Origin of the sequence: Stutzerimonas stutzeri (genome assembly GCF_024448985.1) — a bacterium.
Lineage (GTDB): Bacteria > Pseudomonadota > Gammaproteobacteria > Pseudomonadales > Pseudomonadaceae > Stutzerimonas > Stutzerimonas stutzeri_AP.
In genome coordinates this window covers 351,713-377,697 of the sequence record NZ_JAMOII010000001.1, presented here as the reverse complement: position 1 = coordinate 377,697, position 25,985 = coordinate 351,713, and the positions used below count along the sequence as shown (strand labels likewise).

The window sequence follows — 25,985 nt, the reverse complement described above, 5'->3', positions numbered from 1 at the left end:
CAGACGAATAAAGAGGAGAACACTCATGGCTAAAATCGGATTTATCGGCACCGGCATCATGGGCCTGCCCATGGCTCAGAACCTGCAGAAAGCCGGCCACAGCATTTTCGTTTCCACTCATCACGATCCCGCTCCGGCCGCGCTGGTCGAGGGCGGTGCCGTTGCCCTGGCCAACCCGAAGGAAGTGTCGCAGGAAGCCGAGTTCATCATCGTCATGGTGCCGGACACTCCGCACGTCGAAGACGTGCTGTTCCGCGAGAATGGCATCGCCGAAGGCGTAGGCCCGAACAAGGTCGTGATCGACATGAGTTCGATCTCGCCCAGCGCCACCAAGCAGTTCGCCGAGAAGATCAAAGCCACTGGCGCCGCCTATCTGGACGCTCCGGTTTCCGGCGGCGAAGTGGGTGCCAAGGCCGGCACCCTGTCGATCATGGTCGGCGGCTGCCCCAATGCATTCGAGCGCGCCCTGCCGCTGCTCCAGGCCATGGGCAAGAACATCACCCGCGTAGGCGGCAACGGCGACGGCCAGACCGCCAAGGTGGCCAACCAGATCATCGTGGCGCTGAACATCCAGGCGGTGGCTGAAGCCCTGCTGTTCGCCGCCAAGAACGGTGCCGATCCGGCCAAGGTGCGTGAAGCACTGATGGGTGGCTTCGCTGGCTCGAAGATCCTCGAAGTGCACGGCGAGCGCATGATCAAGGGCACCTTCGATCCGGGCTTCCGCATCAACCTGCACCAGAAGGACCTTAACCTGGCACTGGCCGGCGCTCGCGAACTGGGCCTGAACCTGCCTAACACCGCCAACGCGCAACAAGTGTTCAGCACCTGCGCCTCCCTCGGTGGCAGCGGCTGGGACCACTCGGCGCTGATCAAGGGTCTGGAGCACATGTCCAACTTCTCGATCCGCAAGGATTGAAACAGCTCCGAGCCCGCTGAGTCGAGCTAGCGCGCCCACCTTCCGGACAGACAGAACCCAGGTGGTGGGTTACCGCAAAGCTCGACGCCAGCGGTGCTTCGAGAGTTGAACACGGGTGTGCAAGGCCGGAATCACAGCGTCCCCCACGACCAGGCCCTTGCGCAACCAGCGTTCAACCGCCGTTTCCGGACGGCACCCCTTTCGACCTGCTCGGCAGAAGGAGTCACGGCCCGATTGCCGGGTGGGTCGATTCCAAACCTTAGTGCTTGCTTATTTGTACTTGCATAGACGAGCACTAAGGTCTGGAATCGGCCCCAGACCTCATACAAGGAGCTTCACATGACCCTCGATCCCCAAGCCCTACTGCGCGAGCTGTTCGCCGCCGCCATCGATGCAGCCCATCCGCGCCAGGTACTGGCCGACCATCTACCTGCTGATCGAAGCGGGCGGGCCATCGTCATCGGCGCGGGCAAGGCCGCAGCCGCGATGGCCGAAGCCATCGAGGCGGCCTGGGAAGGTGAAATTTCCGGTCTGGTGGTGACCCGCTACGGTCACGGCGCCGATTGCCGCAAGATCGAGGTAGTGGAAGCCGCACATCCGGTGCCGGACGATGCCGGCGAGCGCGTCGCGCGCCGCGTGCTGGAGATGGTCAGCAATCTTCAAGAAAGTGATCGGGTGATCTTCCTGTTGTCCGGTGGCGGTTCCTCGTTGCTGGCACTGCCGGCCGAGGGCATCAGCCTCGCCGACAAGCAGGCGATCAACAAGGCGCTGCTGCGCTCCGGCGCTCACATCGGCGAAATGAACTGCGTACGCAAGCATCTTTCGGCGATCAAGGGCGGCCGTCTGGCCAAGGCCTGCTGGCCAGCCAGCGTCTACACCTACGCGATTTCCGACGTACCCGGCGATGAAGCCACGGTGATCGCCTCCGGGCCAACGGTAGCCGACCCGACTACCAGCGCCGAAGCCCTGGAAATCCTTGCCCGCTACAACATCGAGATCCCGGCCAACGTGCGCCAGTGGCTGGAAGACCCACGCTCGGAAACCGTGAAGGCGGACGATCCATGCCTGTCGCGCAGCCATTTCCAGCTGATCGCCAAACCACAGCAATCGCTGGAGGCGGCCGCAGAGAAAGCCCGTGCCGCCGGCATCACGCCGCTGATCCTCGGTGATCTAGAGGGCGAATCGCGGGAAGTGGCCAAGGTTCATGCCGGCATCGCTCGCCAGGTAGTACTTCACAACCAGCCGCTCCCGGCGCCCTGCGTGATTCTCTCCGGCGGCGAAACCACGGTGACGATCCGTGGCGAAGGTCGCGGCGGACGCAACGCCGAGTTTCTGCTGAGCCTGACCGAGAATCTCAAGGGCCTGCCTGGCATCTATGCGCTGGCGGGCGATACCGATGGCATCGACGGCTCGGAAGACAATGCCGGCGCGCTGATGACCCCGGACACCTACGCCCGCGCTGAGGCGCAGGGGCTCAGCGCAGCCGACGAACTGGCCAACAACAATGGCTATGGCTATTTCCAGGCGCTCGACGCGCTGCTGATCACCGGGCCGACCCGCACCAACGTCAACGATTTCCGCGCGATTTTGGTACTGCCACCGTCCGCCTGAAGACGGAGCCAGCGTGCGTTTCTTATAACGATAACTGCCAGTGGAACCTGCCATGACGCCCGACAAGAAAGTCAAGATTCTCGCCACCCTCGGCCCGGCTACCCGCAGCATCGATGATGTGCGCGCGCTGGTAGAAGCTGGGGTCAACCTGTTCCGCCTCAACTTCAGCCACGGCGAGCATGCCGACCATGCCGAGCGCTTCGGCTGGATTCGTGAGGTCGAGCGCCAACTGAACCAGCCGATCGGCATCCTCATGGATCTGCAGGGGCCGAAGCTGCGCGTCGGGCGTTTCGCAGAGGGCAAGGTGCAGCTGGTGCGCGGGCAGACCCTGCGTCTGGATCTCGACCCGACACCTGGCGACGCCAGCCGGGTCAACCTGCCGCACCCGGAAATCATCGATGCCCTGCAGCCGGGCATGAGCCTGCTGGTGGATGACGGGCGTCTCAGCCTGACGGTGATCGCAAAGCATGCAGACGCCATCGAGACGCGCGTGGTGGCCGGCGGCGAGCTGTCCGACCGCAAGGGCGTCAACGTGCCCGAAGCAGTGCTGGAACTCAGTCCGCTGACCGAGAAAGACCGCCGCGACCTGAGCTTCGGCCTGGAATTGGGCGTCGACTGGGTGGCGCTGTCCTTCGTCCAACGTCCGCAGGACATTCACGAAGCGCGCGAACTGATCGGCGACCGCGCCTTCTTGATGGCCAAGATCGAGAAACCATCCGCGGTGCAGCATCTGCGCGAAATTGCCCGCCTATGCGACGCGATCATGGTCGCGCGTGGCGATCTGGGCGTGGAAGTACCGGCCGAAAGCGTGCCGCGCATCCAGAAGAACATCGTCCGCACCTGCCGCCAGCTCGGTCGGCCGGTGGTGGTGGCGACGCAGATGCTCGAATCCATGCGCTTCTCCCCTGCCCCGACCCGCGCCGAAGTCACTGACGTGGCCAACGCCGTGGCCGAAGGCGCCGACGCAGTGATGCTCTCAGCAGAAACCGCCTCGGGCGACTATCCGCTGGAAGCCGTGAGCATGATGAGCAAGATCATCCGCCAGGTGGAAAGTGGTCCGGACTTCCAGGCCCAGCTCGACGTCAACCGCCCGAGTGCCGAAGCGACGCTGCCCGATGCCATCAGCTGCGCAATTCGCCGGATCAGTGGCATCCTGCCGATCGCGGTGCTGGTCAACTACACCGAGTCCGGACGCTCCAGCCTGCGCGCCTCGCGCGAGCGGCCCAGCACGCCAATCCTCAGCCTGACTCCGAACGTCACTACCGCGCGCAAGCTGACAGTGGCCTGGGGCGTCTACTCGGTGATTGATGCGCCGATGCAGGACATGGAGCATGTCTGCCTCAACGCACTCGAACTGGCCCGCGCCCAGGGCATGGCCGGCACCGGTGATACGGTGCTGATTACCGCCGGGGTGCCGCTCGGCCAGCCAGGGACGACCAACTCGCTGCGGATCGAGATGCTCAACTGAGGTCAGGTACATAAGGGTGCGCTCCGCACACCAAGCGAGTCGAGGCCAGCGACGAGTTGTGTCTGCACACGCGGCGTTTAGCTGAGTCCGTTCCGGTGCCCAGAGCGCGCCATACGGCCCTTGTAGCTGTAATTCATGACGGCGAGCTTCGGCTCGTCGTTCTTCGTTTACCCGAGCGATTCATCCCTGCAACGCAGCCCACTTACCTCCCGCCATAACATCAGATGCCCACTCTTAGCCCGTCGCGTTGCACCCTTGCCGTTCTGAACGGCTTCAGTCAGATATTTCTGCAGGCACATCCCGGCTGCGGTCTCCTGATCCTGCTGGCCATCGCCTTTCATGCGCCCGCGTTGCTGGCCGGAGCAGTGGTCGGCGCGCTGGTGGGTACCTTTAGCGCCGTCGCACTGGGTTATCGCCAATCCGATATCGATATCGGGCTCTACGGCTACAACGCGGCGCTGCTGGGCTTGCTGTTCGTACTGCTGCTGGGGCTATCGGTGCTTACGCTTGGGCTGATTGCGCTCGGGGCCGTAATCGCCAATCTACTGCAGGTGCGCCTGATAGCTGCCATGCGCGAACGCAATTGGTTGCCCGGCTTCACGCTGCCCTTTGTGCTTTTCGGCTGGCTTGCACTGGGCCTGGCGGGGGCACTCGATCTGGTCACTCAGGCGCGGCTCGACGCACCGCTGATACTGGATGGCCCGGCGTTGCTCTTCGCGGTCACCTCCGGTATCGGACAGGTAATCTTCCTCGGCCAACCGCTGGCCGGGTTATTGTTGCTGGTGGCCGTATGGCTGGCCGATCGCAGAGCCGCGGCCTGGATGCTATGCGGCTCGATCGGCGGCCTTGCCCTGGTACTGACGGCTGGCGGTTCGGAGCAGGAGGCCCTGGCCGGGCTGGCCGGCTACAACCCGGCCCTCGCCGCGCTGGCGGTCAGCCAGGTCCATCGCTCTTGGGTGGCGCCATTGCTGGCGATCATCGCGGCAGTACTGCTCAGGGCGGGATTCGACCGGCTGGGTCTGCCGCCACTGACCATGCCATTCATCATGGCTTGCTGGCTGGTCGCGCTGGGACAGCGTTGGCGATCCAGGCGAGATGAACGCGTTTAGCCCTTGGTCGCACGCGGATCCTGATCGCGTGGGTAGGTCCGCTCTTCTTCGATCTGCCCGTCGAGGGTGTGGATCTTCACCGACGCGGTACGAAGCTTCATGTAGTCCCGCGTCTCGTTGACGATGTCCTCCTTGGTCGCCGCCTCCAGCAGTGCCCGCTTGTCCCCTTCCTCGCGCAGCACCCAGCGGTCGCCGTCGTGCGTGATGTGGTAGTTCTCCATAGTTGCCTCCATAAGCTGCTCGATAGTCGAAGCTTGGAACGCTGGCGCGCGCAGCGGTTCGATACGTCCGCGGCGAATACGCAGGGTAACCATGACCCGACAAGGTTATTAAAACCGCATCTATGAGGGTCGTATTCACCAAAGGCCGTTGCGGCGCCCTTGATTCCGGTCAATTCCAGCCTGGAACGAATATCGCAAGGATCACTACGACCCGTCCGGCTGCTGCGCATCGCTTGCGACCACAAGAGAGACGGGCCCTCCCAATTACTGGAGTTTTCCATGCTTTGTGCCGAACAGCGTGCCCTGATCAAAGCCACCGTCCCGTTGCTGGAGACCGGTGGAGAAGCCCTGACCAATCACTTCTACAAGCTGATGCTGGCAGAACACCCCGAAGTGCGTCCCCTGTTCAATCAGGCGCACCAAGCCAGCGGCGATCAGCCGCGAGCGCTGGCCAACGGCGTGCTGATGTATGCCAAGCATATTGATCGGTTGGATCAGCTCGGCGGTCTGGTATCTCAGGTAGTGAACAAGCACGTGGCCTTGCAAGTACTGCCGGAGCACTACCCGATTGTGGGCTCCTGCCTGCTACGAGCGATTCGCGAAGTGCTGGGCGAAGAGATTGCGACCGATGAGGTCATCGATGCCTGGGCCGCCGCTTATGGACAGCTCGCCGATATCCTCATCGACACTGAAGAACAGATGTACAGCGTGACGGCAGAGGCGCCCGGCGGCTGGCGTGGCGCGCGCGCGTTCCGGATTGCTCGCAAAGTAGTCGAGAGCAGCGAGATCACCTCGTTCTATTTGGAGCCCGAAGACGGCGGCGCGGTCGTTGCACACCAGCCTGGCCAGTACATCGGTCTGCGCCTGCTGGTAGATGGCGAGGAGATACGCCGCAACTATTCGCTCTCCGCTGCCAGCAACGGTCGTGACTACCGCATCAGCGTCAAGCGCGAGCCTAACGGCGTCGCCTCCAACGCGCTGCACCGCATGGAGGAAGGCCAAAGCCTCGATTTGTTCGCCCCTGCTGGCGATTTCACCCTACAGCACAGCGACAAACCACTGGTGCTCATCAGCGGCGGTGTCGGGATCACGGCAACCCTGGCGATGCTCGAGGAAGCGGTCAAGACGGAGAGACCGATACATTTCATCCACTGCGCCCGCAATGCCGACACCCATGCGTTCCGCCGGACTATCGACACGCTGGTCGAGCGGCACGGCCAGCTCAAGCGTTTCTATTGCTACGACGAGCATCAGGGCGACGACAGCCAACCAGATGCCGTCGGCCTAATAACCGAGGAGAGGCTGGATGCCTGGCTGCCTGCCGATCGCGATCTGGACGCCTATTTCCTGGGCCCTAAACCCTTCATGGCGGCGATTCGTCGGCAGTTGCGGGCGCTTGGCGTACCGGAACAGCAAGCCCGCTACGAGTTTTTCGGGCCGGCTTCAGCGCTGGAGTGATTCAACCCGGACGGGCCGCTTACCACCGGCCCGTCATCCATACCATCGTCACGAGGTAACTACGATGATCCTGCAACCGCTCGACCCGCACCGTCTGCTCAGCATCGCCAATCTGTCCATGGCGATCGGCCTGGTTCTGCTTCTGTTCGGCGTTGCAGGTGCCTACGTCTTCGATCGGCATCTGGCTCTGGGCGCGGTGGTCGGCTGCCATGCGCTGGTGATTCTGGGCCCCACCGCGTTCAAGATCGGCTATGTGATGCGGTTACTGGCACAGCGTCAGTTAACGCTGGCCGTTTAATAACTTTTATAAACTTCGATGTTGCCGTTTCGCTGTGCAAGCATAACGCCATTAATAAAGAGCAGTTAGTAACCATTCGTCTGCCGCTTGTTCTTTTCTGGAAACTCCTGAGACGCAACCAAGCTCTGTATCCATGAAGGCTGGTGAAGTAGTACAGCCCCGCAGAAAGTCTCTATCCATCGAGGAGAAAAAGACATGGCAAATAAAAATCCTGGCAACTTTGCCAACGACCGCGAAAAGGCGTCTGAAGCTGGTAAGAAGGGCGGCCATAACAGCGGCGGCAACTTCGCCAACGACCGGGAAAAGGCCTCTGAAGCAGGCCGCAAAGGTGGCCAGAACAGCCACGGCGGTGGACGCAACAGCAACAGCTGATGCGCCTCGTTACAAAAAGGGCAAAGGGTAAAACCTTTGCCCTTTTTGTTTATCGGGTTAAACAATCGTTATTAGCATCACGACAATAAACCGACGCAACGGTTAACGCCCCATATGAACCATTAATTAATAATTAAAGAACTGAAAAGGGCGCGGGCATGAGCCAAACAACCAACGAAACGCCGCCGCTCAATCCAGGCGATGAAGCCGTTCCGGGCACACCGGGTACTGGTGAAAATATCTGCCCGGTATGTAACGGCAGTGGACGCAACGAGTCCGGAGAATGCCAAAACTGTGGCGGCACGGGTAAGGTGATCGAAGGTATCGGCGGGGCCTGATATTAGGTCTGCTGCCGTTTCGTCGCGAGCCGCGTTGCTGCGCCAAATGTCGCCAGGCCGGGCGGCGTTCCGCAAGGCGCGGGACGCAGGTACTGTTGTTCCCTTGCCAAGTCCCGCAACGCCGCATGGCGACATTTGCCGCGCAACCCTTCGGGCCGGGCCTGTTTTGCGCGAGGCGGCGTTTCTCGTCGTTTATTTGGAACGACCAAACTTCACTCCTCATGCGACCCCCATGGATGGGGTGAATGCCGCAGGCCCGCCGGGAGCGGGCGCGGCCTTGCCTCGCGCAAAACAAGCTCCGGCGCGGTCGCGAACGAAACGGCAACAGACCCTAGCCTTTCCAGCAATCAGGAGCAGCCAATGAGCGCCAGCATTTTCTCCGACCGAATCATTCAGAGCCTGCTGGATACCGACTATTACAAACTGACGATGATGCAGGCGGTGCTGCATCACTACCCCAACGCCGAGGTCGAATGGGCCTTCCGCAGCCGATCAAAGGAAGATCTGGCGCCGTACCTGAACGACATTCGTCAGCAGATCGAGGCGCTCGCTGAACTCAAAATCAGCCAGGACGAACTCGCCTTTCTCGATCGCATCCCCTACATGCAGCCGGATTTCATCCGTTTCCTCGGGTTGTTCCGCTTCGACCTGCGCTACGTGCGCGCCGAACTCGAAGCAGGCGAACTGGTGATCTACCTACGCGGGCCCTGGCTCCATGTGATTCTGTTCGAAGTGCCGCTGCTGGCGATCATCAGTGAGGTGCGCAATCGAGCCCGCTACCCGAACGTAACGCTCGAACAAGCTAGCGACAGGCTCGACGAAAAACTCCAGTGGCTGCGCGACGAAGCCACTGATGAAGAGCTGGCGGGGTTCAATCTCGCCGACTTCGGCACCCGCCGACGCTTCTCCTTTGCCGTGCAGGCGTTGATCGTCGAACGCTTGAAGCACCGGTTTCCCGGTAATTTCGTCGGCACCAGCAATGTTCATCTCGCCCGGACGCTCGATCTGAAGCCCATGGGCACCATGGCGCATGAATGGATCATGGCGCACCAGCAGCTGGGGCCCAGACTCATCGACAGCCAGAGCGCCGCGCTGGATTGCTGGGCCCGTGAATACCGCGGCGCGCTGGGCATCGCCATTACCGACTGCATCACCATGGACGCCTTCACGGCCGATTTCGATCTGTATCTGGCGAAACTCTTCGATGGCCTGCGCCACGACTCGGGCGATCCCATCGAATGGGCGGAAAAGGCCATCGCCCATTACCGCCGTCTCGGTATCGACCCGATGACGCGGCAACTGGTGTTTTCCGATGGTCTCGACTTCCCCAAGGCGCTTGGCATCTACCGCGCACTGGCCGGGCGCAGCAACACCAGCTTCGGTATCGGGACCCAATTGACCTGCGACATACCAGGCGTTCAGCCGACCAACATGGTGATCAAGATGACCAGCTGCAACGGCCAACCGGTGGCCAAGATCTCCGACTCGCCAGGCAAGACCATGTGTCGCGACGAGGCCTTCGTCGCCTATCTCAAACATGTTTTCGGGGTGAACGACGACCGTTGAATTCCGGTACAGCGCGCCCGGCCAAGGCCGGGAGCGGAGGTCTCACCATTGCACTGGGGCGCAGCTTGGCCGGTAGCGTTTCTATGAACGGCTTGATACTGCCGCTCAGAGCAAATCTCCGCCGTTGCTCCTCTGCCAGCTTCAACGACCGCTGATTTGCCCCTGCAAATTGGCAATCTGCGATTGTAGGGTGCTGATATTGCGTGTCATCTGCGCGCGGAAGGCGTCGAATTCGGCGGTATTGACTCCAGGCGTGGCAGCGGGCCGGTTGTCCAGCTCACTGCGCAGAATCAACATATCCTGCTCCAGCCGACTGACCGCCTGGCTACCGTCGCCTCGCTGTTTTAGCGCGGCGATGTCCTTACTCAAGCCGTCAAGCCGGGCAGACAAATTACTCAGCCCATCGATCTGCGCCGACAGCTTGTTAAGCTCAGTCACCGAGCCCTGCAGACTCGCTAGCGAAGACTTGAGCCCCGCCTGTTCACCGGCCACGCCTTTGACTGTCTCGGTGAGCGCTGCGGTAGCGAATTGATGATCCCGCAGGTCGGTGGCGACACGCCCGACACGTATCCCCTGCTCATCCAGGCGTTGGTCTTGATTGCCCTGTTTGCCGGTCAGACTCTGCTGTTGGGTCGTGATCGCGCGTTGCTGCTCAGCCAGATCCAGCGCCTGCTTTTCCAGTTGCTTGATACGCAACTTCAACGCTTCGCCTTCGGTCGTCACGTTGGACTCGGTGGCAACCATCTTTCCGGAAATATCCTGCAGCCGGCCGGCGGCGTCCTCGCTGATGCGCGCAAAGCTTTCCTGCGTGGCAACCAGTTGCACCTCCAGCCGGGAAATCTGCTGCATGCTCCACCAGCCCAGCGCCGCCAACAGGACGAAAAGCGCCACGATCATGATCCACAACGGCGCCGTGCTGGCAGCACGGCGCTTATGCCGCACATCGTCGGTACGGCCACTCGCAGGCCGGATGACCGGATCGAGTTCAGGCGCAGGATAGGGGTCGCGGTCACGGCCGGCGGTGAGGCTGGGTACGTGGTCCAATTCGTCGTGAGCATCGTTGCGCATGGGATACCTTTGGTAGCGCGAAGCGAGAAACAGCGCGCAGTATAACGATTCAGTGAAGCCACTTCAGCGGTGTGAATGTGGCAATCAGTGCACCTCGATCACGCGTTTGGCGCGGCCGCGGCTCAAGACCGTGCAGTCCAGCCGCAACAATGCGGTGCGATAACGGAACTACCTAGTTGCTCCTGAAGCAAGGCGAAACCGTCAAACCCAGACGCGACGGGACTGACAAGGAAATTCCTCCGATGAAAGCGCCGCTAAAGCTGAACTTGGTACGCCCATTGCTTCGTCAGTCTTGCCATCGGATAGCGCTTTCTGACATGGATGTCGGGCCCTGAAATTCGAGTTCGGCGGGCAGCATCAGAAGGACGAATCGCCATGGAGTTCAACAAGGCTTTCCTGGATTGCATGCAGCACCTGCGCCGCCGGCTCCGCGACGAGCAGCAGCTGGATATTCGCCTGAGCCAGCCCGATGCCATTCAGGCAATGTTGACGGCCTGCCTCCGCTCGACAGATGAAATGACGCGCGAGCTCGGCAGACAATTGGCCACCTTCACTGACACACATACGCCAGTTACAGCTAAACCGGTCTCAATCGGCGATGGCGGCAAGCGTGAGCCTTCGGTACGCATCTATCGCGGGCAGCGGGTTCTCGGCTGAGCACTCAGTCCACCAGCCATTGCCTCGCCGAGCGCGTCAGCTGCCGGGTAAGTTCAGCAAGCAACTCACCGCCGTTGCGCCAGTGATGCCAGTAAAGCGGAACGTCGATCGGCTTACCACGAAATACATCCACCAGAGCGCCGCTGGCAAGCTCGGCACGTACTTGGAGTTCAGGCACCAGGCCCCAGCCCAAGTCACTTTCCAACAAGCGAACGAATCCCTCCGATGACGGGCAAAGGTGGTGGCTGAAGGCGCCGCTCAAACCCAGCGAGGCCAGATAGCGATGCTGCAACTGATCATCCGGCCCGAAGACAATGGCCGGGGCCCGCAACAAGGCTTCCGCCGGTGCGTTGCCAGGGAGGTGACGCGCGATGAATGCTGGGCTGGCAAGGGCGCGATAGCGCATGGCACCGAGAAACTGACTGCGAGCTCCGGCCAAGGGACGCTCCACAGCGCAAACACAGGCAGCCACTTCCCCGGCTCGCATACGCTTGAGACCTACCGCCTGATCTTCCAACACATGATCGAGCACCACCCCGTGCTCGGTGCAGAACGGGGCCACCGCTTCTGCCCACCAAGTCGCGAGGCTATCGGAGTTCAAGGCGATGCGCAGCCGCTCGGGCAAACGATTTTCGTCCAGCTCCGGCACCTGACCCTGTAAATCGCGCTCCAACAAACGCACCTGTTGCACATGGTTGAGCAGGCGTCGGCCCACCTCGGTCGGCTGCGGTGGTGTGGCGCGCAGCAATACCGGCTGACCCAAGCGAGCCTCCAGCAGCTTGATGCGCTGGGATATCGCCGATTGAGACAGCCCTAGCGCCTGCGCTGCCCGATCGAATCCGGCCTGCTCGACCACTGCGGCCAACGCCGCCAGCAGTTTGTAATCGAACATCAGATTTCCTTATATGGCATCAGCATATTTCGTTTTCCTTATAAGGCAAAGCCACCGAGACTGCGAGCCATCTTTCAAAGCAACAGGCAGCAGGTCATGTGGCAGAGCTATTTCAACGGGTTATTGGTCACGGCAGGCCTGATCATCGCCATCGGCGCGCAAAATGCCTTCGTCCTGGCCCAGAGCCTGCGACGCGAACACCATCTGCCGGTCGCCGCGCTATGTATTTTTTGCGACATCCTGTTGGTCGGTGTAGGCGTCTTCGGACTCGCTGCGGTGTTGGCAGAAAACCCGCTACTGCTGCAAATCACTCGCTGGGGCGGCGTGGCGTTTCTGCTGTTTTACGGCGTCACCGCCCTGCGCCGTGCGGCACGCCCGCAAGCCCTGCGGGAGGATGCCCAACGCACCCCGCGTTCATTGCGCAGCGTTCTGCTGGCTGCACTGGCGGTCACCTTACTCAACCCGCACGTCTACCTCGATACGGTGCTGCTGATCGGTTCCCTCGGCGCCCAGCAACCCGAGCCCGGAGCCTATACGCTCGGTGCCGCGAGCGCATCGACCCTGTGGTTCCTGATTCTCGCGCTCGGTGGGGCCTGGCTTGCCCCCTGGCTCGCGCGGCCACTGACTTGGCGACTGATCGATCTAGGTGTGGCGGGCATGATGTTAGCCGTCGCCGTGCAACTGGTTGCATTCGCCTGAGGAACACCGACCTCGATCGGGTGTCCACGCAGAGGGCTTTCAGTACACGCCCTGTCCTGACCTGCACCGGCGCGCTCTGGCTTCGGTTTTCCACACAGTTGACGCGTGGTTTTGCTACAGGGCGGGTGCTATGATCCCTGGTTCGCGGGCATGGAGCGGAATGTTTCAGCCCGCCATCACGGCCGCCCGTGAACGGCCGAAAGAATGCGCACGCATGTAGCGAGCGAAGGGAAAACAGGCGTCAACGGACGAACATCAATGCAGTAGTTTTCCCGTTCCGCGAGGTGCTGATCATCAGCGCGGACTGCCTCCTTCCGAGCCGCATCTATTCTCGACACCTGAGCAGGAGATACACCATGGCTTTCGAATTGCCACCGCTTCCGTTTGAAAAGAACGCTCTCGAGCCGCACATTTCCGCCGAGACTTTCGAGTACCACCACGGCAAGCATCACCAGGCTTACGTGACCAATCTGAACAACCTGATCCCGGGCACCGAGTTCGAAGGCAAGGATCTGGAAACCATCATCAAGACTTCGTCCGGCGGCATTTTCAACAACGCCGCTCAGGTCTGGAACCACACCTTCTTCTGGAACTGCATGGCACCGAACGCCGGTGGCCAGCCGACCGGCGCCCTGGCTGACGCCATCAACGCCGCCTTTGGTTCCTTCGACAAGTTCAAGGAAGAGTTCACCAAGACCGCTATCGGCACCTTCGGCTCCGGCTGGGCCTGGCTGGTGAAGAAGTCCGACGGCAGCGTCGGCCTGGCGAGCACCATCGGTGCCGGCAACCCGATGACCGCTGGCGACAAGCCGCTGCTGACATGCGACGTCTGGGAACACGCCTACTACATCGACTACCGCAATGCTCGCCCGAAATTCGTCGAAGCATTCTGGAACGTGGTCAACTGGGACTTCGTCGCGAAGAACTTCGCTGGCTGAGTCACCACGCTAGCAACACGGGACGGCTCACCCCGCCCCGTGGCGCTCGCAACCGAAATGCCCGCATCCCGGTGATGCGGGCATTTTCGTTTCAGACACACGTGCAGCTGCCGAGCCCAGGCAAGTGCCTAGACGGTATCGACTATGCTTGTCAGCCCGTCTCTCTCGGAGCTTTTCCAATGTCCAACACAGTGTTGATCATCGGCGCATCACGCGGTCTCGGCCTGGGTCTGGCCAAGCAGTTCGCCAGCGAAGGCTGGCAAGTGATCGCGACCGTCCGTGATCCACAGCATGCGGATGCGCTGAAGACCGTCGCGAATGTTCGTATCGAAGCGCTGGATATAAACGATGCCGCCGGCGTTGACGCCCTCACCCAGCGGGTGTCCGGCATTACGCTGGATGTCCTCTACATCAACGCCGGTATTTCCGGCTCTCGTACGCTCTCGGCCGATACAGCGACACATGAGCAAGTCGGTCAGCTGTTCACGACCAACGCAATCGCGCCGGTACGACTGGCAAAGCGCATGCTGCCGCTGGTCGATCCGAGCAACGGCGTCATTACCTTCATGAGCTCCATCATGGGCAGCGTCGAGACCGGGCCCGGTATGGGCATGCCGCTTTATGGCGCGAGCAAGGCGGCACTCAACCATCTGACCCGGACTTTCGTGGCCGAACTCGGAGAACAGACGGGCCTTACGGTGCTGTCGATGCATCCCGGGTGGGTCAAGACAGATATGGGCGGAGCGGAGGCACCGTTGGATGTCGAAACCAGTTGCCGCGGCATGGTCGAGCAGGTCAAGCGCGCTGCCGGCCAGGGCGGTCATCGCTTCATCGATTATCAGGGCGAGACATTGCCCTGGTGAAGCAATGAACCGTACCGTTCAGGCGCCGGAAACGACGATGCGAGTGGCAACGTGAGTCATCACTCGCATCGAGGCTCTACCAGCAATCCAGGATTTTGAAGCTTACGCCTTTGGCAGCGTTACTCCGCGCTGGCCCTGATACTTACCGCCGCGATCACGGTAAGACGTCTCGCACTCTTCATCCGATTCAAGGAAGAGCATCTGCGCGACACCCTCGTTGGCGTAGATCTTCGCCGGCAGCGTAGTGGTGTTGGAGAATTCCAGCGTCACGTGCCCTTCCCACTCCGGCTCAAGCGGCGTCACGTTGACGATGATGCCGCAGCGGGCATAGGTGCTTTTGCCGAGGCAAATAGTCAGCACGTTACGTGGAATGCGGAAGTACTCGACGGTACGGGCCAAGGCAAAGGAGTTCGGCGGAATGATGCAGACGTCGCTCTGGATATCGACGAAGCTCTTCTCGTCGAAATTCTTCGGATCGACGGTTGCTGAGTTGATGTTGGTGAATACCTTGAATTCATCGGCGCAGCGCACGTCGTAGCCGTAACTGGACACGCCGTAAGAAATCAGTCTTTCGTTGCCCTCGGTGCGCACCTGGCGCTCGACGTAGGGCTCGATCATGCCGTGCTCCTGGGCCATCCGGCGAATCCACTTGTCCGATTTGATGCTCATGGCTGGCGTCCTGATTTGGCTGGTGGGCGTTTAGATAAGGTGCGCATCTTACCGAGGCCATGAAGCCGGTTCAAAGGCTGCGACTCGGGACCTTGCGTCGCATCTCTGACGCTTTGGCCGGAAACTGAAAATAATGCTCGCATTGCGACAGAAATGGAGTATCTTTCCTTGGCTGCTGCTGCATGTGTCACCGTGAATCGCTACATGTTTAGATTTCGATCCGATCATTGCTACGACTCCTAACTCCTTGCACACAGTCACCGTTCGGGGTATTTGCCCGTTCAAATCATCTCTACATTGTTCAAGGAGACATTCAAATGTCCAATCGCCAAACCGGTACCGTTAAGTGGTTCAACGATGAAAAAGGCTTCGGCTTCATCACTCCGCAATCCGGTGACGACCTCTTCGTACACTTCCGCGCCATCCAGGGCGACGGTTTCAAGAGCCTGAAAGAAGGCCAGCAAGTTTCCTTCGTCGCTACTCGCGGCCAGAAGGGCATGCAAGCTGAGGAAGTTCAGGTTATCTAACCTGAAGCTTCTTTAAGAAAAGCCCCGCTTCGGCGGGGCTTTTTTGTGCCTGAGATTTGCCAGTCAGTACAGCTCGGCAGAGGCGACGCCAAGCGCCGCCTCACCCTCTCGGTCAGTCGTCGGTCACCATGATGTTCGGCATTGACTGGGCGATGATCTGCCCACTCTGCGAGATTCGCGCACCGACTGTGCGCGCCACTTGTTGATAGATCATGGCAATCTGGCTTTCCGGATCGGCAATTGCCGTCGGCTTGCCAGCGTCAGCCTGGCTGCGGATAGCCATGGACAGCGGTAGCGAAGCCAGCAGGTCGACGTTGTATTCACCCGCCAGCTTCTCGCCGCCCCCCTCACCGAACAAATGCTCGGCGTGGCCGCAATTTGAGCAGATGTGAATGGCCATGTTCTCCACCACACCCAGCACCGGGATGTTCACCTTGCGGAACATCTCAACGCCTTTCTTGGCGTCCAGTAGCGCCAGATCCTGCGGCGTGGTGACGATCACCGAACCAGTCACCGGGACCTTCTGCGCCAGGGTCAGCTGGATGTCACCGGTACCCGGCGGCATGTCCACCACCAGATAGTCGAGATCGGTCCAGGCGGTCTGGGTGATCAATTGCAACAAGGCCCCGGAAACCATCGGGCCGCGCCAGACCATCGGCGTCTTGTCGTCAGCCAGAAACGCCATGGACATCAGCTGTACGCCATGCGCCTCCAGCGGCACGAACCACTTCTGATCACGTATCTGCGGCTTGGTACCTTCGGGAATGCCAAACATGATGCCCTGGCTCGGCCCGTAGATATCGGCGTCCAGCACACCCACACGCGCGCCTTCGCGGGCAAGCGCCAGCGCCAGATTGGCCGCAGTGGTGGACTTGCCAACACCGCCCTTGCCGGAAGCCACCGCGATGATGTTCTTCACATTGGCCAGCGCCGGCACCTGGTCCTGCGCCTTGTGCGGCTTGATTACGCAGTCGACCTGGACGTCAGCACGCGTCACGCCCTCGAGCTGCTCGATCGCCATCGCGAGCATTTGCGCCCAACCGCTGCGAAACAGCCCGGCGGCATAACCCAGCTCGAGCTGCACGCCGACGCGATCGCCCTGAACTTCGATAGAACGTACACAACCGGCGCTCACTGGGTCCTGGTTCAAGTTCGGGTCGGTGTACTGGCGCAGTACGGCTTCGACAGCTTCGCGTGTGACGGTCATGACTACTCCCAAGAAAACCTAGTAAAACAGACGGGCATCTTACCCCGTGGTGCCGTATGGGCTCATCAACCGCGTCAACATGGCGCGGCACTTGGCATCTGACCGACATCAGCCGCGCCAGTGCGGGTGAAAAAAAAACGTCGCACCTTTATAGTGACCAGCTCACTTCGCAACCCCGACTGCAGATTTCCCCCATGTCCGAAGCCCGTCAGATCCTCGTTACCAGTGCCCTGCCCTACGCCAATGGTTCGATCCACCTTGGCCACATGCTCGAGTACATCCAGACGGACATGTGGGTGCGCTTTCAGAAGCTGCGCGGCAACCAGTGCGTTTATGTATGTGCCGATGACGCCCACGGATCGGCCATCATGCTGCGCGCCGAGAAGGAAGGCATCACGCCCGAGCAACTGATCGCCAACGTGCAGGCCGAACACAGCGCCGACTTCGCGGACTTCCTGGTTAATTTCGACAACTTCCACTCGACCCACTCGGAAGAGAACCGCGAGTTGTCCGAGATGATCTACACCCGCTTGCGCGACGCCGGCCACATCGCAACCCGCTCGGTGACCCAGTACTTCGATCCCGAGAAAGGCATGTTCCTCGCCGACCGCTTCATCAAGGGCACCTGCCCGAAGTGCGCGGCCGAAGACCAGTACGGTGACAACTGCGAAAAGTGCGGCGCCACCTACGAGCCCACTGAACTGAAGGACCCGCGCTCAGCCATCTCCGGCGCTACGCCAGTGCTGCGTGACTCCAAACACTTCTTCTTCAAGCTGCCCGACTTCGAGGCGATGCTCAAGGAGTGGACCCGCAGCGGCAGCCTGCAGGACTCGGTCGCCAACAAGATCGCCGAATGGCTCGACGGCGGCCTGCACGAGTGGGACATCTCCCGCGACGCGCCCTACTTCGGGTTCGAAATCCCCGACGAGCCCGGCAAGTACTTCTACGTCTGGCTGGACGCGCCGATCGGCTACATGGCCAGCTTCAAGAATCTCTGCGCGCGCCGCCCAGAGCTGGACTTCGATGCCTTCTGGAACAAGGACTCCACCACCGAGCTCTATCACTTCATCGGCAAAGACATCATCAACTTCCACACCCTGTTCTGGCCCGCCATGCTCGAAGGCGCCGGCCTGCGCAAGCCCACCGCCGTTGCGGTGCATGGCTACCTGACAGTAAACGGGCAGAAGATGTCCAAGTCGCGCGGCACCTTTATCAAGGCGCGCACCTACCTCGATCACCTGAACCCCGAGTACCTGCGCTACTACTACGCAGCCAAGCTCGGCCGTGGCGTCGATGACCTGGACTTGAACCTCGAAGACTTCGTGCAGAAGGTCAACTCCGACCTCGTCGGCAAGGTCGTCAACATCGCCAGCCGTTGCGCCGGTTTCATCCACAAGGGCAACGGCGGCGTGATGGTCGACCGCAACGCCGCGCCGGAGCTGACCGACGCCTTCCAGGCCGCCGCTCCCTCGATCGCCGATGCCTACGAGAACCGCGATTTCGCCCGTGCCATGCGCGAAATCATGGCGCTGGCCGACCGCGCCAACGCCTGGATCGCCGACAAGGCGCCCTGGGCCCTGAACAAGCAGGACGGTATGCAGGATGAAGTCCAGGCGATCTGCGCAACAGGCATCAACCTGTTCCGCCAGCTGGTGATCTTTCTCAAGCCAGTGCTGCCGAACCTGGCCGCCGACGCCGAGCGCTTCCTGAATGTCGAGCCGCTAGGCTGGACTGACCTGGAAACACTGCTGACCAACCACCAGCTGAACGCTTTTACCCCGCTATTGACCCGTATTGAGCCTGCCAAAATCGAAGCCATGATCGAATCATCCAAGGAAGACCTCGCTTCCACCGAAACCGCTGCCCAGCCGTCCGGCAATGGAGAGCTGACCAAAGAGCCCATCGCTGTCGAAATCGCCTTCGATGCCTTCGCCGCCGTGGACCTGCGCATCGCGCTAATCGAGAAGTGCGAATTTGTGGAAGGCGCCGACAAGCTGCTGCGCCTGACGCTCGACATTGGCGATGCCAAGCGCAACGTTTTCTCCGGCATCAAGAGCGCCTACCCGGACCCAAGCAAACTGGAAGGCCGCCTAACGCTGTACGTTGCCAACCTCGCCGCACGCAAAATGAAGTTCGGCGTCTCCGAAGGCATGGTGTTGGCCGCCGGCCCTGGCGGCGAAGAGATCTACCTGCTCAGCCCCGACAGCGGCGCCAAGCCAGGTCAACGCGTCAAGTAACGACCTGTATGAAGAGCCCGGCGCAATGCCGGGCTTTCTATTTAATGCCCTCATCGCCCTGCTGCATCAAGCGTTGCCACTGCCAGGAGGCGGTTATGACTGATTCGCCTGATATCAATAAATGTCCGATCTGCGGCGAGCTCAACCAGTGCGGCTTGGCGAACCCAGCCACCGCCACCCGGCCGTGCTGGTGCTTTACCGCAGAGATCGCAGCCGAAGCCCGTGAACGTATTCCCGACGACGCGCTAAACAAGGCCTGCATCTGCCCACGCTGCGCCAGTGGCGAGCCGCCTGCCAACTCCTGATGCGTCTCGACCGCTTCCTTGCCAACCTGCCCCACTGCAGCCATCGTCAGGCGCGCCTGCTGCTCGCCTCGGGTCGCGCTTCAGTGAATGGCGAGACGATCTGCGACGGCACCCATGACGTTCGCGTCTTCGACCACATCGAGCTGGATGGCGAGGTACTGCAAGCAGGCAAGCCCGCCCGCTTCTTCATGCTGAACAAACCGACCGGCTGCGTCAGCGCCACCGCCGATCCTCAACACCCCACGGTGCTCGACCTGCTCGACGAACCGGACAAGGAAGAGCTGCACATCGCCGGGCGACTGGACTTCAACACCACCGGGCTGATGATCATCACAAACGACGGCCTCTGGTCCCGTCGCCTGACCCAACCGGAAAGCCTGCTGGGCAAAACCTATCTCGTGGAAACCGAAGACCCTATCGACCCCATCTGCGTCGACCGCTTCGCCGAAGGCCTCTACTTTCGCTTCGAGAACCACACCACCCTGCCCGCCGAACTCGAACTGCTCGGCTCGCACCAGGCCCGCCTGACTCTGCATGAAGGCCGCTACCATCAAGTCAAACGCATGTTCGGCCACTTCAACAACAAGGTCACCGCACTGCACCGCGAACGCATGGGCCCGCTGCAGCTCGACCCCATCCTCGCCTCAGGCCAGTACCGCAGCCTGACCCCAGCGGAAATCGCGCAGATCTGAAAACATTCACCGCACAAACGCCGCACCGCTTCTACTGACGCCGCCCTTCTGGTACAAAGGCTGCCTACGCGGGCGTCGTATAATGGCATTACCTGAGCTTCCCAAGCTCATGACGAGGGTTCGATTCCCTTCGCCCGCTCCAGATTTGAAAAGCCCTGCAATCGCAGGGCTTTTTCGTTCAGGACTCGCATATATTTGACTGCAAGGGTTGGAGACTTAGAAAAACAACCTGCCATTCTTCCGAGGCACAACTTTTTATATACCGAACATTAGAGCAGCTTATTACTTATAAGGATCACATATGTATATGGAAGAGCTGTTTCGCTCACGACCATTTAAAACGCGAAATGCAGACGAATATGACCTCTCAAGCATTCTCAATCTGTATGTGAACCCGATTGATGGTTTAAATACACCTTTTGACTATGAAAACACAATAATCAAAGGACGCATGGGCTCTGGAAAAACCATGTTCCTCAGAGCAAACTATGCATACTACTTGTACGGCATGGTGCCTAGCCTGATAGAAAATTCCGACGAGCTTATACTTCCCGTATTCATACGACTTAGCGACTTTCAACATATAAAAAACTCGGAGGAGATATACAGAAACATAATTATAAAAATAGTTGAAGAGCTTACAACTGTTTACCTCAAGCTAATGGATGCCAAAAAACTAGCTGAAATACATACTGGATTCCGATTCCTTAAAGACGAGCTATTCTCTGCACACAAGCTAGCTAATAGTATGAAGCAGCTGTCAAAGCTTGGAAGCGAAGAGTATATTGAAAGAGTTACCCAGGAGCTTTTGACAAAAGGCGGCGCAAAGTGCCAATTTCTTGAGCTTTCAGCAGAGTGGAAAAATACTCACTTCTCTGAAATTAAGAAGAAACCAAACCCAGGTATTAAAGATATTGAGGATTGCTACAAAAACTTACTTGAAGGACAAGACGGTAAGATCCTCTTGCTAATTGACGAGGCGGGAGCACTGGATAAAAAGTTCTTTCAGAACGATAGCGGATCCGGCTTTTTCGAGATACTAATGAATCAGCTTAGAACCGCAAGTTTTATACGAACCAAAATTGCTGTCTACCCTAACTCTTTCTCTGACATGCTTACGGAAACGAGATATGGGAGCGTAATTCTTCTTGAAGAGCGAATTCAAGATGAACGAGCGTATCGCCGATTTAGAAAGCGAGCGATCGACCTGATAAATAACTATTTAAATCCATTTGGCTATGAAAACGGTTTCTTCCGCGCAGATGACGTCTTTTCACTTTCTGGTGATGATCTTTATGGCGATTGCTTAGAACAATTACTATACGCATCCCAAGGAAACATGCGTCGATTAATACAGCTATTAGATTTGTCGCTCAACGTGACATTTAGAGAGCACGAGGAGGAACTCCACGTTACTAAGGATGCGGTAGGAGAAACACTCAAAGAACATGCAGAACAAATTGAGTCCATATATGGACAGGTAGAAAAAGACTTCATAGAGACATTAGCTAACATCTGCAAAGCAAGAAGCGCTTATAAATTTACTTTCCCAAACATGTCGCCAATACTCTATAAATACACAAATAAATCACAAGAGTATAACGTCATCAATATCGAAGAGCTCGGCTCTGGTCGGAAGGGAACTGTGTACTCATTCGACTATGCGTGTGCAGTATTAAAAGACCTGCCTACTCACAGCTTTGAGGGTGGTGAACGAGTTAACAAAGAAAGGTCTCTTAAAGGTGGAAAATGGATCAACCGAGTTGCTCAGATAAGCAGTCAGCTTTTAGAGCAAGCGGCACTACCGGGCAAAGTGGAAGGAACCATCACCTACTACGACATCAAGAACGAGCGAGGCTTTGTTGAAGTAGAGGGAAACGAGGCAAAATACTTTTTCCAAAAAGAAGATATACTTGAGCAAGATCGTGCGCAAATTGTTTTTTCTGGTAGACGCGTTCGCTTTCAACCGGGCGTTATGGGCGCCATAGAGGTTGCTAGCAATATCGAAGTACTGTAGCGAAGCTAGCACTAACGAGTAAGCCAGCTATTTCTAGCTGCGTTATTTATGCAAGGAGGCAACATAAATTCTGACTGGGATGATGCACCGGAATATATACGCCGCGGCAAGAAGCGAGACCCATGACGATCCGTCGCAATAATGGGTTTCGGTTCTACGGTCACTACTGTCCTAGCATTGACGTTCGGCAAACCAATTTTGTTGGGCGTAAATCAGATCAAGCAGGGCATCCGTGTTGTCGGTAAGCCTTTGTTTAACCAAGAGCCGACGCTACCGGTTAACTACTCTTCCATCGCAAGCTACGAAACGCCAACACCAGCGCCTCGACAGCGGCAGCTAAGCCAAGAGGGAATCGAATGGTTTGAAGATGCCACTGTTCGGGCGGTGCAGTCTCGGCAAACGTCATTCAACGACGATAATTACAGCCCTAAGCAGCCAGCCAGCACCTACACGCCGCCCTCCGCTCGACAAGTCGCAGGCTCCCCTGCTGCCGGCGGACGACGCTCACGCACTGTGAACGAGAGCACACATCTAAATGGATCAAAAGCTGGGCTGAACTGGAGGCTGGACTGCTGTGCACCAACCCCCTAAACCCAGCCAGACCTATTCCTCCAGAAGGCTCTGGGCTACCAGAAACGCTGGCCGTGGCTTAGACGAGTAGAGGTAGGATATCTATTGTGAGAACACGTACCCTGACGTCCAATTTATCGCCGTTGTAGCATTTGTATTCTGAGTAGCAACGCAGACCATAAAACATGGGCGCGTTTTACACGGTCTGGGCCAATAGCGGACGATGACGATCTCTCGGCTTGCCGGTTAACTTAACCGCTACTAATCTGCGCCCCTTTTAGGGGGACGACAGATGCGTGAGCGAAAGGCAGCACGATTACTAGTAATTAGCCCTTCCGAAGAAGTCCTCCTTTTCAGATTTCACCATACAGACGACGCCTTGGCTGGTGAAAGCCACTGGGCCACGCCTGGTGGTGGTTTGGAACCAGGTGAAACATTCCACGCTGCGGCAGTACGTGAGCTGTACGAGGAGACAGGCATTCAAGTCAGTACAGTTGCGCAGCCTGTGGCTGATCGAAGGGTTTCACTGATTTTGCCCAGCGGCGAAGCGGTGGTCGCCGTGGAGCAGTATTTTATTGTGCATGTCCCAAACATAGCCCTTTCCCGTTCTCAATGGACAGCGCACGAAAAAAAGGTCATGGCGGATCATTACTGGTGGTCGGCCCAGGAACTGAGAACCACAAAAGAAACGGTATGGCCGGAAAATCTGGTGCAGCTGCTCATGGATGCAGGCGTATTCAAATTGCCTGTTTGACATCTCTATGAACATTCGCTCCCTACCCAATGCGTATGACGGCTTCCACCTGCTGATACCGAGATCGCGATGCTCCCAGATAAAGCTTGCCCGGTAGTACTTTCATCTGCGTTGCCCCACAAGATCCTCCTGTTCCGGCACCCGCTAGCAGGAGTTCAGTTGGTGAAGGGCACCATAGAAAAGGGAGAAACACCCAGCGAAGCTGCATTACGTGAATTGGCTGAAGAATCTGGCATCAGTGACGCCATGATCAGACACGACCTTGGGGTTTGGAATGCCGATCACCTAGGTCAGGTCTGGTCGTTTCAACTGTGCCATGTAAAAAGAACATTGCCTGAGCTGTGGTCTCACCTGGCATCTGATGACCATGGCCATCTATTCAAGTGTTTCTGGGCATCGCTCGACCATCCCCCTTATGACGATTGCCACCCGGTGCATCAGCGAGCGTTGGTCTTCCTGCGTGAAAGGCTGAAGGCACGGTTAGATGAGCAGTGCTGATTCAATGGTCGAACGACTGCTTCTGCATGCGAAATGAATGGAAGGGATTACCCGGCCGAACGCAACCGTTAGAGAGCTCACTTAGTCTGCAATTTAAACTGGCCTCCATGTTTCCAGGATGATCTTCCAGATGATTGAATGCTTTCAGGGCGGCTGCCTTTGCGGTGCCGTTAAATACGAAATCCGATCTCGCCCCAAAGCGCTGACCCACTGCCATTGCAGCCAATGTCGAAAAGCCCATGGGGCTGCATTTGCCAGCTATGGCAGTGTGTTGCGTAGTGACCTGCACCTGATTGAGGGCGCGGAGGACGTCACGTCCTACTCTTCGTCCGCAACAGTGCTTCGCCAGTTCTGTGCCCACTGCGGGTCGTCGTTGTTTTGGTCAAAAAACCAAGGTGAATACTCCGACTGGATTTCGATAGCGCTCGGTACGCTGGACACTTCATTCGCGGCGGAGAAGCAGAAGCACATCCAGGTCATATCCAAGGCACCATGGTATGAGATTCGGGATGCTTGGCCACAGTTCGCCTGAGCGTGCAGGGTCGGCTGCTGCCGGTCGTGATAGGTCGGAGTCGACCCAAAGCGGACATCAAGGTGGGTTCAATCTCTGGCCAGAGACTGTTAATCACCGAGGGTAAAGCATGGCTGGAGGAATTCTGTCAGTACACTATCCCTAGCGCCTTACGTATTTGCTGGACAACGTGTGCCTCTATACTCCCCTCATGGGAATCCCGCGAAAAAACTGCGCAGCATGCCGATCTTTCACCAACAGAGCAGAGATAGACCGCCACAACACTTCCAGGCCCACAGCCAGTATGCCCAGTCAGAGTTAAGCCGCCTTCGATAGAGCCGCGCATCAGACCCAGAGCGTATCCCGGCGAAACCCAGGGCCGCCCGGCAATCGGGCCACCCAATGCCCGTGCGGCCAGCATGTCCTGAAGCAAGTCGGCAGGAAGAAGTTCTTCGGCGAGCAAGCGATCCAGAAGAAGGGCGGCCTGTGAAACGGGGCCGACCAACAATCCGTGGTAGACCCAAGCCGGATCGTAGTTCAACGAACTGCCGAAGTATTCGCCGTGTAGATCCGCGCGCTCCGTTGCGAAGCGAGCAGTCGAAATACCGAGGGGAGCCAATACCTGCTGCTTGACGGCTTCTTCAAGCGGCAGGTCTGTAGTACGTTCGATAAGCTTGGCCACGAGCATGTAGCCAACATTCGAGTAGTGCCAATCAGTACCGGGACTATATCGAAGCTGGTGACCATTGAGACGGCGCATCATCTCGTCCGCTGACCATGCCGGTTCATGGTTGGCAACGGCAGCGTGGTATTCGGGAAGCTCGCCATAGTCTGCGAGTCCTGCCTCATGTCGCAGAAGTTGGCGCAGGGTAAATGCGTTTTCAGGAAGTCGAGCATCCAGATCGAGCAGCCCGTCACGGACCAGTGTCAGGGTCGTAGCAGCCAAAACTACTTTAGTAAAACTCCACCATGGCACGGCGGGTTCGAATTGCGCAGGAGGTGTTAGTGATTGGCCGTTGGATAAGACGGAGATCAGCATTGAGTACTCAAGCGGAAGAATCTGGACGGTACTGAACCGTGGAGTCGGCAAGATACCCCATTAACCAGCAGCGCAGTTATCAATGGCCAAGCGCCGACGCCGACGCCGACGCCGACGCCGAGCCGACCATAAACAAGCCTTCCGAAGGCCAGATCTTTGTGCACGCCATTCATAGAGCCGCTGCGCTGGTCCTAGATGGCTTGCAGCCTGGCGGCCTCTCTACCGGCCGTGGCCACGTAGTGTGTGCGTCAGATCCGATGCAAATGATTGGTCAAGTCGAGTGCGATCAGATCATCAAGTAACTGCAATTGCGCATAAGGGCAAAACTACGTTTCAACCACTCGGGATGAGCGCTCGTTGCGATGTCTCAGGCCCAAAGAGTTCGGCAGGCATAATCGAATGGTCAGCCGCGATTCAACCCTCTGGACGCCTCGGCTCTGGGACTTCGCCGCCGGTAACGTTGCACTGTGATTTACTTCAATACG

The 25,985-nt window shown here is 58.6% G+C and carries 27 protein-coding genes and 1 tRNA gene; 22 read left to right on the top strand and 6 right to left on the bottom strand.

The genetic code is table 11. From position 1 onward, the window contains the following. Nucleotides 1-25 precede the first annotated feature (25 nt). The 4 genes from NA647_RS01820 to NA647_RS01805 all read left to right on the top strand — a co-directional run bounded on the left by NA647_RS01820 (nucleotide 26) and on the right by NA647_RS01805 (nucleotide 5,104). Nucleotides 26-916, top strand: coding sequence for a 2-hydroxy-3-oxopropionate reductase (locus NA647_RS01820; RefSeq protein ID WP_256056140.1), 891 nt, complete (start codon nucleotides 26-28; stop codon nucleotides 914-916). 339 nt (nucleotides 917-1,255) lie between these two features. Continuing rightward, nucleotides 1,256-2,527 (top strand): glycerate kinase type-2 family protein, encoded by a 1,272-nt coding sequence (locus NA647_RS01815; RefSeq protein ID WP_256056139.1) that lies wholly within the window; start codon nucleotides 1,256-1,258, stop codon nucleotides 2,525-2,527. A 52-nt stretch (nucleotides 2,528-2,579) separates the two neighbouring features. Continuing rightward, a complete protein-coding gene (gene pyk / locus NA647_RS01810; protein WP_256056138.1) occupies nucleotides 2,580-3,995 on the top strand; it encodes a pyruvate kinase in 1,416 nt (471 codons plus the stop codon). A gap of 224 nt (nucleotides 3,996-4,219) precedes the next feature. Next, nucleotides 4,220-5,104 (top strand): urea transporter, encoded by an 885-nt coding sequence (locus NA647_RS01805; protein ID WP_256056137.1) that lies wholly within the window; start codon nucleotides 4,220-4,222, stop codon nucleotides 5,102-5,104. On the opposite strand, the gene NA647_RS01800 is transcribed toward NA647_RS01805, so the two are convergent. Then, on the bottom strand, nucleotides 5,101-5,325 hold the full coding sequence (locus NA647_RS01800; protein WP_256047235.1) for a DUF2188 domain-containing protein: 225 nt from the start codon (nucleotides 5,323-5,325) through the stop codon (nucleotides 5,101-5,103). The two genes, NA647_RS01805 and NA647_RS01800, sit on opposite strands and share 4 nt — an antisense overlap. A gap of 279 nt (nucleotides 5,326-5,604) precedes the next feature. On the opposite strand from NA647_RS01800, the gene hmpA reads away from it, so the two are divergent. The 5 genes from hmpA to pncB all read left to right on the top strand — a co-directional run bounded on the left by hmpA (nucleotide 5,605) and on the right by pncB (nucleotide 9,357). Beyond that, nucleotides 5,605-6,783 carry an NO-inducible flavohemoprotein gene (gene hmpA, locus NA647_RS01795; RefSeq protein WP_256056136.1) on the top strand — a complete coding sequence of 393 codons (1,179 nt, stop codon included), beginning with the start codon at nucleotides 5,605-5,607 and terminating at the stop codon, nucleotides 6,781-6,783. Between the two features lie 64 nt (nucleotides 6,784-6,847). Then, nucleotides 6,848-7,081, top strand: coding sequence for a hypothetical protein (locus NA647_RS01790; protein WP_256056135.1), 234 nt, complete (start codon nucleotides 6,848-6,850; stop codon nucleotides 7,079-7,081). Nucleotides 7,082-7,276: 195 nt separating this feature from the next. Then, nucleotides 7,277-7,453: a general stress protein gene (locus NA647_RS01785; RefSeq protein WP_019342274.1), complete on the top strand. Its 177-nt coding sequence runs from the start codon at nucleotides 7,277-7,279 to the stop codon at nucleotides 7,451-7,453. Nucleotides 7,454-7,611: 158 nt separating this feature from the next. Further along, nucleotides 7,612-7,791, top strand: a complete 180-nt coding sequence (locus NA647_RS01780) for a hypothetical protein (RefSeq protein WP_256056134.1) — start codon at nucleotides 7,612-7,614, stop codon at nucleotides 7,789-7,791. A gap of 360 nt (nucleotides 7,792-8,151) precedes the next feature. Next, entirely contained in the window at nucleotides 8,152-9,357 is a 1,206-nt protein-coding gene (gene pncB / locus NA647_RS01775) for a nicotinate phosphoribosyltransferase (RefSeq protein WP_256056133.1), read from the top strand. Between the two features lie 141 nt (nucleotides 9,358-9,498). Here pncB and NA647_RS01770 read toward each other — a convergent pair whose 3' ends face one another. Further along, entirely contained in the window at nucleotides 9,499-10,425 is a 927-nt protein-coding gene (locus tag NA647_RS01770; protein WP_256056132.1) for an ATPase, read from the bottom strand. Between the two features lie 375 nt (nucleotides 10,426-10,800). Between NA647_RS01770 and NA647_RS01765 the strand changes: the two genes are divergently transcribed. Further along, a complete protein-coding gene (locus NA647_RS01765; protein WP_256047240.1) occupies nucleotides 10,801-11,082 on the top strand; it encodes a hypothetical protein in 282 nt (93 codons plus the stop codon). Nucleotides 11,083-11,086: 4 nt separating this feature from the next. Here the strand turns inward: NA647_RS01765 and NA647_RS01760 are convergent, their stop codons facing one another. Then, nucleotides 11,087-11,974, bottom strand: coding sequence for a LysR family transcriptional regulator ArgP (locus NA647_RS01760; RefSeq protein WP_256056131.1), 888 nt, complete (start codon nucleotides 11,972-11,974; stop codon nucleotides 11,087-11,089). A 96-nt stretch (nucleotides 11,975-12,070) separates the two neighbouring features. On the opposite strand from NA647_RS01760, the gene NA647_RS01755 reads away from it, so the two are divergent. From NA647_RS01755 to NA647_RS01745, 3 genes are all read left to right on the top strand, one after another. Then, a complete protein-coding gene (locus tag NA647_RS01755; RefSeq protein ID WP_256056130.1) occupies nucleotides 12,071-12,673 on the top strand; it encodes a LysE/ArgO family amino acid transporter in 603 nt (200 codons plus the stop codon). A gap of 356 nt (nucleotides 12,674-13,029) precedes the next feature. Beyond that, nucleotides 13,030-13,611: a superoxide dismutase gene (locus tag NA647_RS01750; protein WP_256056129.1), complete on the top strand. Its 582-nt coding sequence runs from the start codon at nucleotides 13,030-13,032 to the stop codon at nucleotides 13,609-13,611. Nucleotides 13,612-13,790: 179 nt separating this feature from the next. Beyond that, nucleotides 13,791-14,474 carry an SDR family oxidoreductase gene (locus tag NA647_RS01745; RefSeq protein WP_256056128.1) on the top strand — a complete coding sequence of 228 codons (684 nt, stop codon included), beginning with the start codon at nucleotides 13,791-13,793 and terminating at the stop codon, nucleotides 14,472-14,474. 102 nt (nucleotides 14,475-14,576) lie between these two features. Here NA647_RS01745 and dcd read toward each other — a convergent pair whose 3' ends face one another. Then, on the bottom strand, nucleotides 14,577-15,143 hold the full coding sequence (gene dcd, locus NA647_RS01740) for a dCTP deaminase (protein WP_256047244.1): 567 nt from the start codon (nucleotides 15,141-15,143) through the stop codon (nucleotides 14,577-14,579). A 317-nt stretch (nucleotides 15,144-15,460) separates the two neighbouring features. Here dcd and NA647_RS01735 point away from each other — a divergent pair, with 317 nt between their 5' ends. Beyond that, the gene (locus tag NA647_RS01735; protein WP_003282211.1) at nucleotides 15,461-15,670 is read left to right on the top strand and encodes a cold-shock protein; all 210 of its coding nucleotides are present in this window, start codon (nucleotides 15,461-15,463) and stop codon (nucleotides 15,668-15,670) included. A 112-nt stretch (nucleotides 15,671-15,782) separates the two neighbouring features. Here the strand turns inward: NA647_RS01735 and apbC are convergent, their stop codons facing one another. Continuing rightward, a complete protein-coding gene (gene apbC / locus NA647_RS01730; protein ID WP_256056127.1) occupies nucleotides 15,783-16,877 on the bottom strand; it encodes an iron-sulfur cluster carrier protein ApbC in 1,095 nt (364 codons plus the stop codon). A 194-nt stretch (nucleotides 16,878-17,071) separates the two neighbouring features. On the opposite strand from apbC, the gene metG reads away from it, so the two are divergent. The 8 genes from metG to NA647_RS01690 all read left to right on the top strand — a co-directional run bounded on the left by metG (nucleotide 17,072) and on the right by NA647_RS01690 (nucleotide 24,482). Further along, on the top strand, nucleotides 17,072-19,114 hold the full coding sequence (gene metG / locus NA647_RS01725) for a methionine--tRNA ligase (protein WP_256056126.1): 2,043 nt from the start codon (nucleotides 17,072-17,074) through the stop codon (nucleotides 19,112-19,114). 95 nt (nucleotides 19,115-19,209) lie between these two features. Continuing rightward, nucleotides 19,210-19,419 carry a cysteine-rich CWC family protein gene (locus NA647_RS01720; protein WP_256056125.1) on the top strand — a complete coding sequence of 70 codons (210 nt, stop codon included), beginning with the start codon at nucleotides 19,210-19,212 and terminating at the stop codon, nucleotides 19,417-19,419. Beyond that, the gene (locus NA647_RS01715; RefSeq protein ID WP_256056124.1) at nucleotides 19,419-20,111 is read left to right on the top strand and encodes a pseudouridine synthase; all 693 of its coding nucleotides are present in this window, start codon (nucleotides 19,419-19,421) and stop codon (nucleotides 20,109-20,111) included. The genes NA647_RS01720 and NA647_RS01715 overlap by 1 nt, the downstream gene beginning before the upstream one ends. A 68-nt stretch (nucleotides 20,112-20,179) precedes the next feature. Beyond that, nucleotides 20,180-20,253: transfer RNA gene (locus NA647_RS01710), tRNA-Gly, on the top strand. A 159-nt stretch (nucleotides 20,254-20,412) separates the two neighbouring features. After that, entirely contained in the window at nucleotides 20,413-22,128 is a 1,716-nt protein-coding gene (locus tag NA647_RS01705; RefSeq protein WP_256056123.1) for a hypothetical protein, read from the top strand. Between the two features lie 862 nt (nucleotides 22,129-22,990). Further along, nucleotides 22,991-23,452: an NUDIX hydrolase gene (locus NA647_RS01700; protein WP_256056122.1), complete on the top strand. Its 462-nt coding sequence runs from the start codon at nucleotides 22,991-22,993 to the stop codon at nucleotides 23,450-23,452. A 69-nt stretch (nucleotides 23,453-23,521) separates the two neighbouring features. Further along, entirely contained in the window at nucleotides 23,522-23,950 is a 429-nt protein-coding gene (locus NA647_RS01695; RefSeq protein ID WP_256056121.1) for an NUDIX hydrolase, read from the top strand. Nucleotides 23,951-24,080: 130 nt separating this feature from the next. Further along, a complete protein-coding gene (locus tag NA647_RS01690; RefSeq protein ID WP_256056306.1) occupies nucleotides 24,081-24,482 on the top strand; it encodes a GFA family protein in 402 nt (133 codons plus the stop codon). 127 nt (nucleotides 24,483-24,609) lie between these two features. Here NA647_RS01690 and NA647_RS01685 read toward each other — a convergent pair whose 3' ends face one another. Then, nucleotides 24,610-25,500 carry a serine hydrolase domain-containing protein gene (locus NA647_RS01685; protein WP_256056120.1) on the bottom strand — a complete coding sequence of 297 codons (891 nt, stop codon included), beginning with the start codon at nucleotides 25,498-25,500 and terminating at the stop codon, nucleotides 24,610-24,612. Nucleotides 25,501-25,985 lie beyond the last annotated feature (485 nt).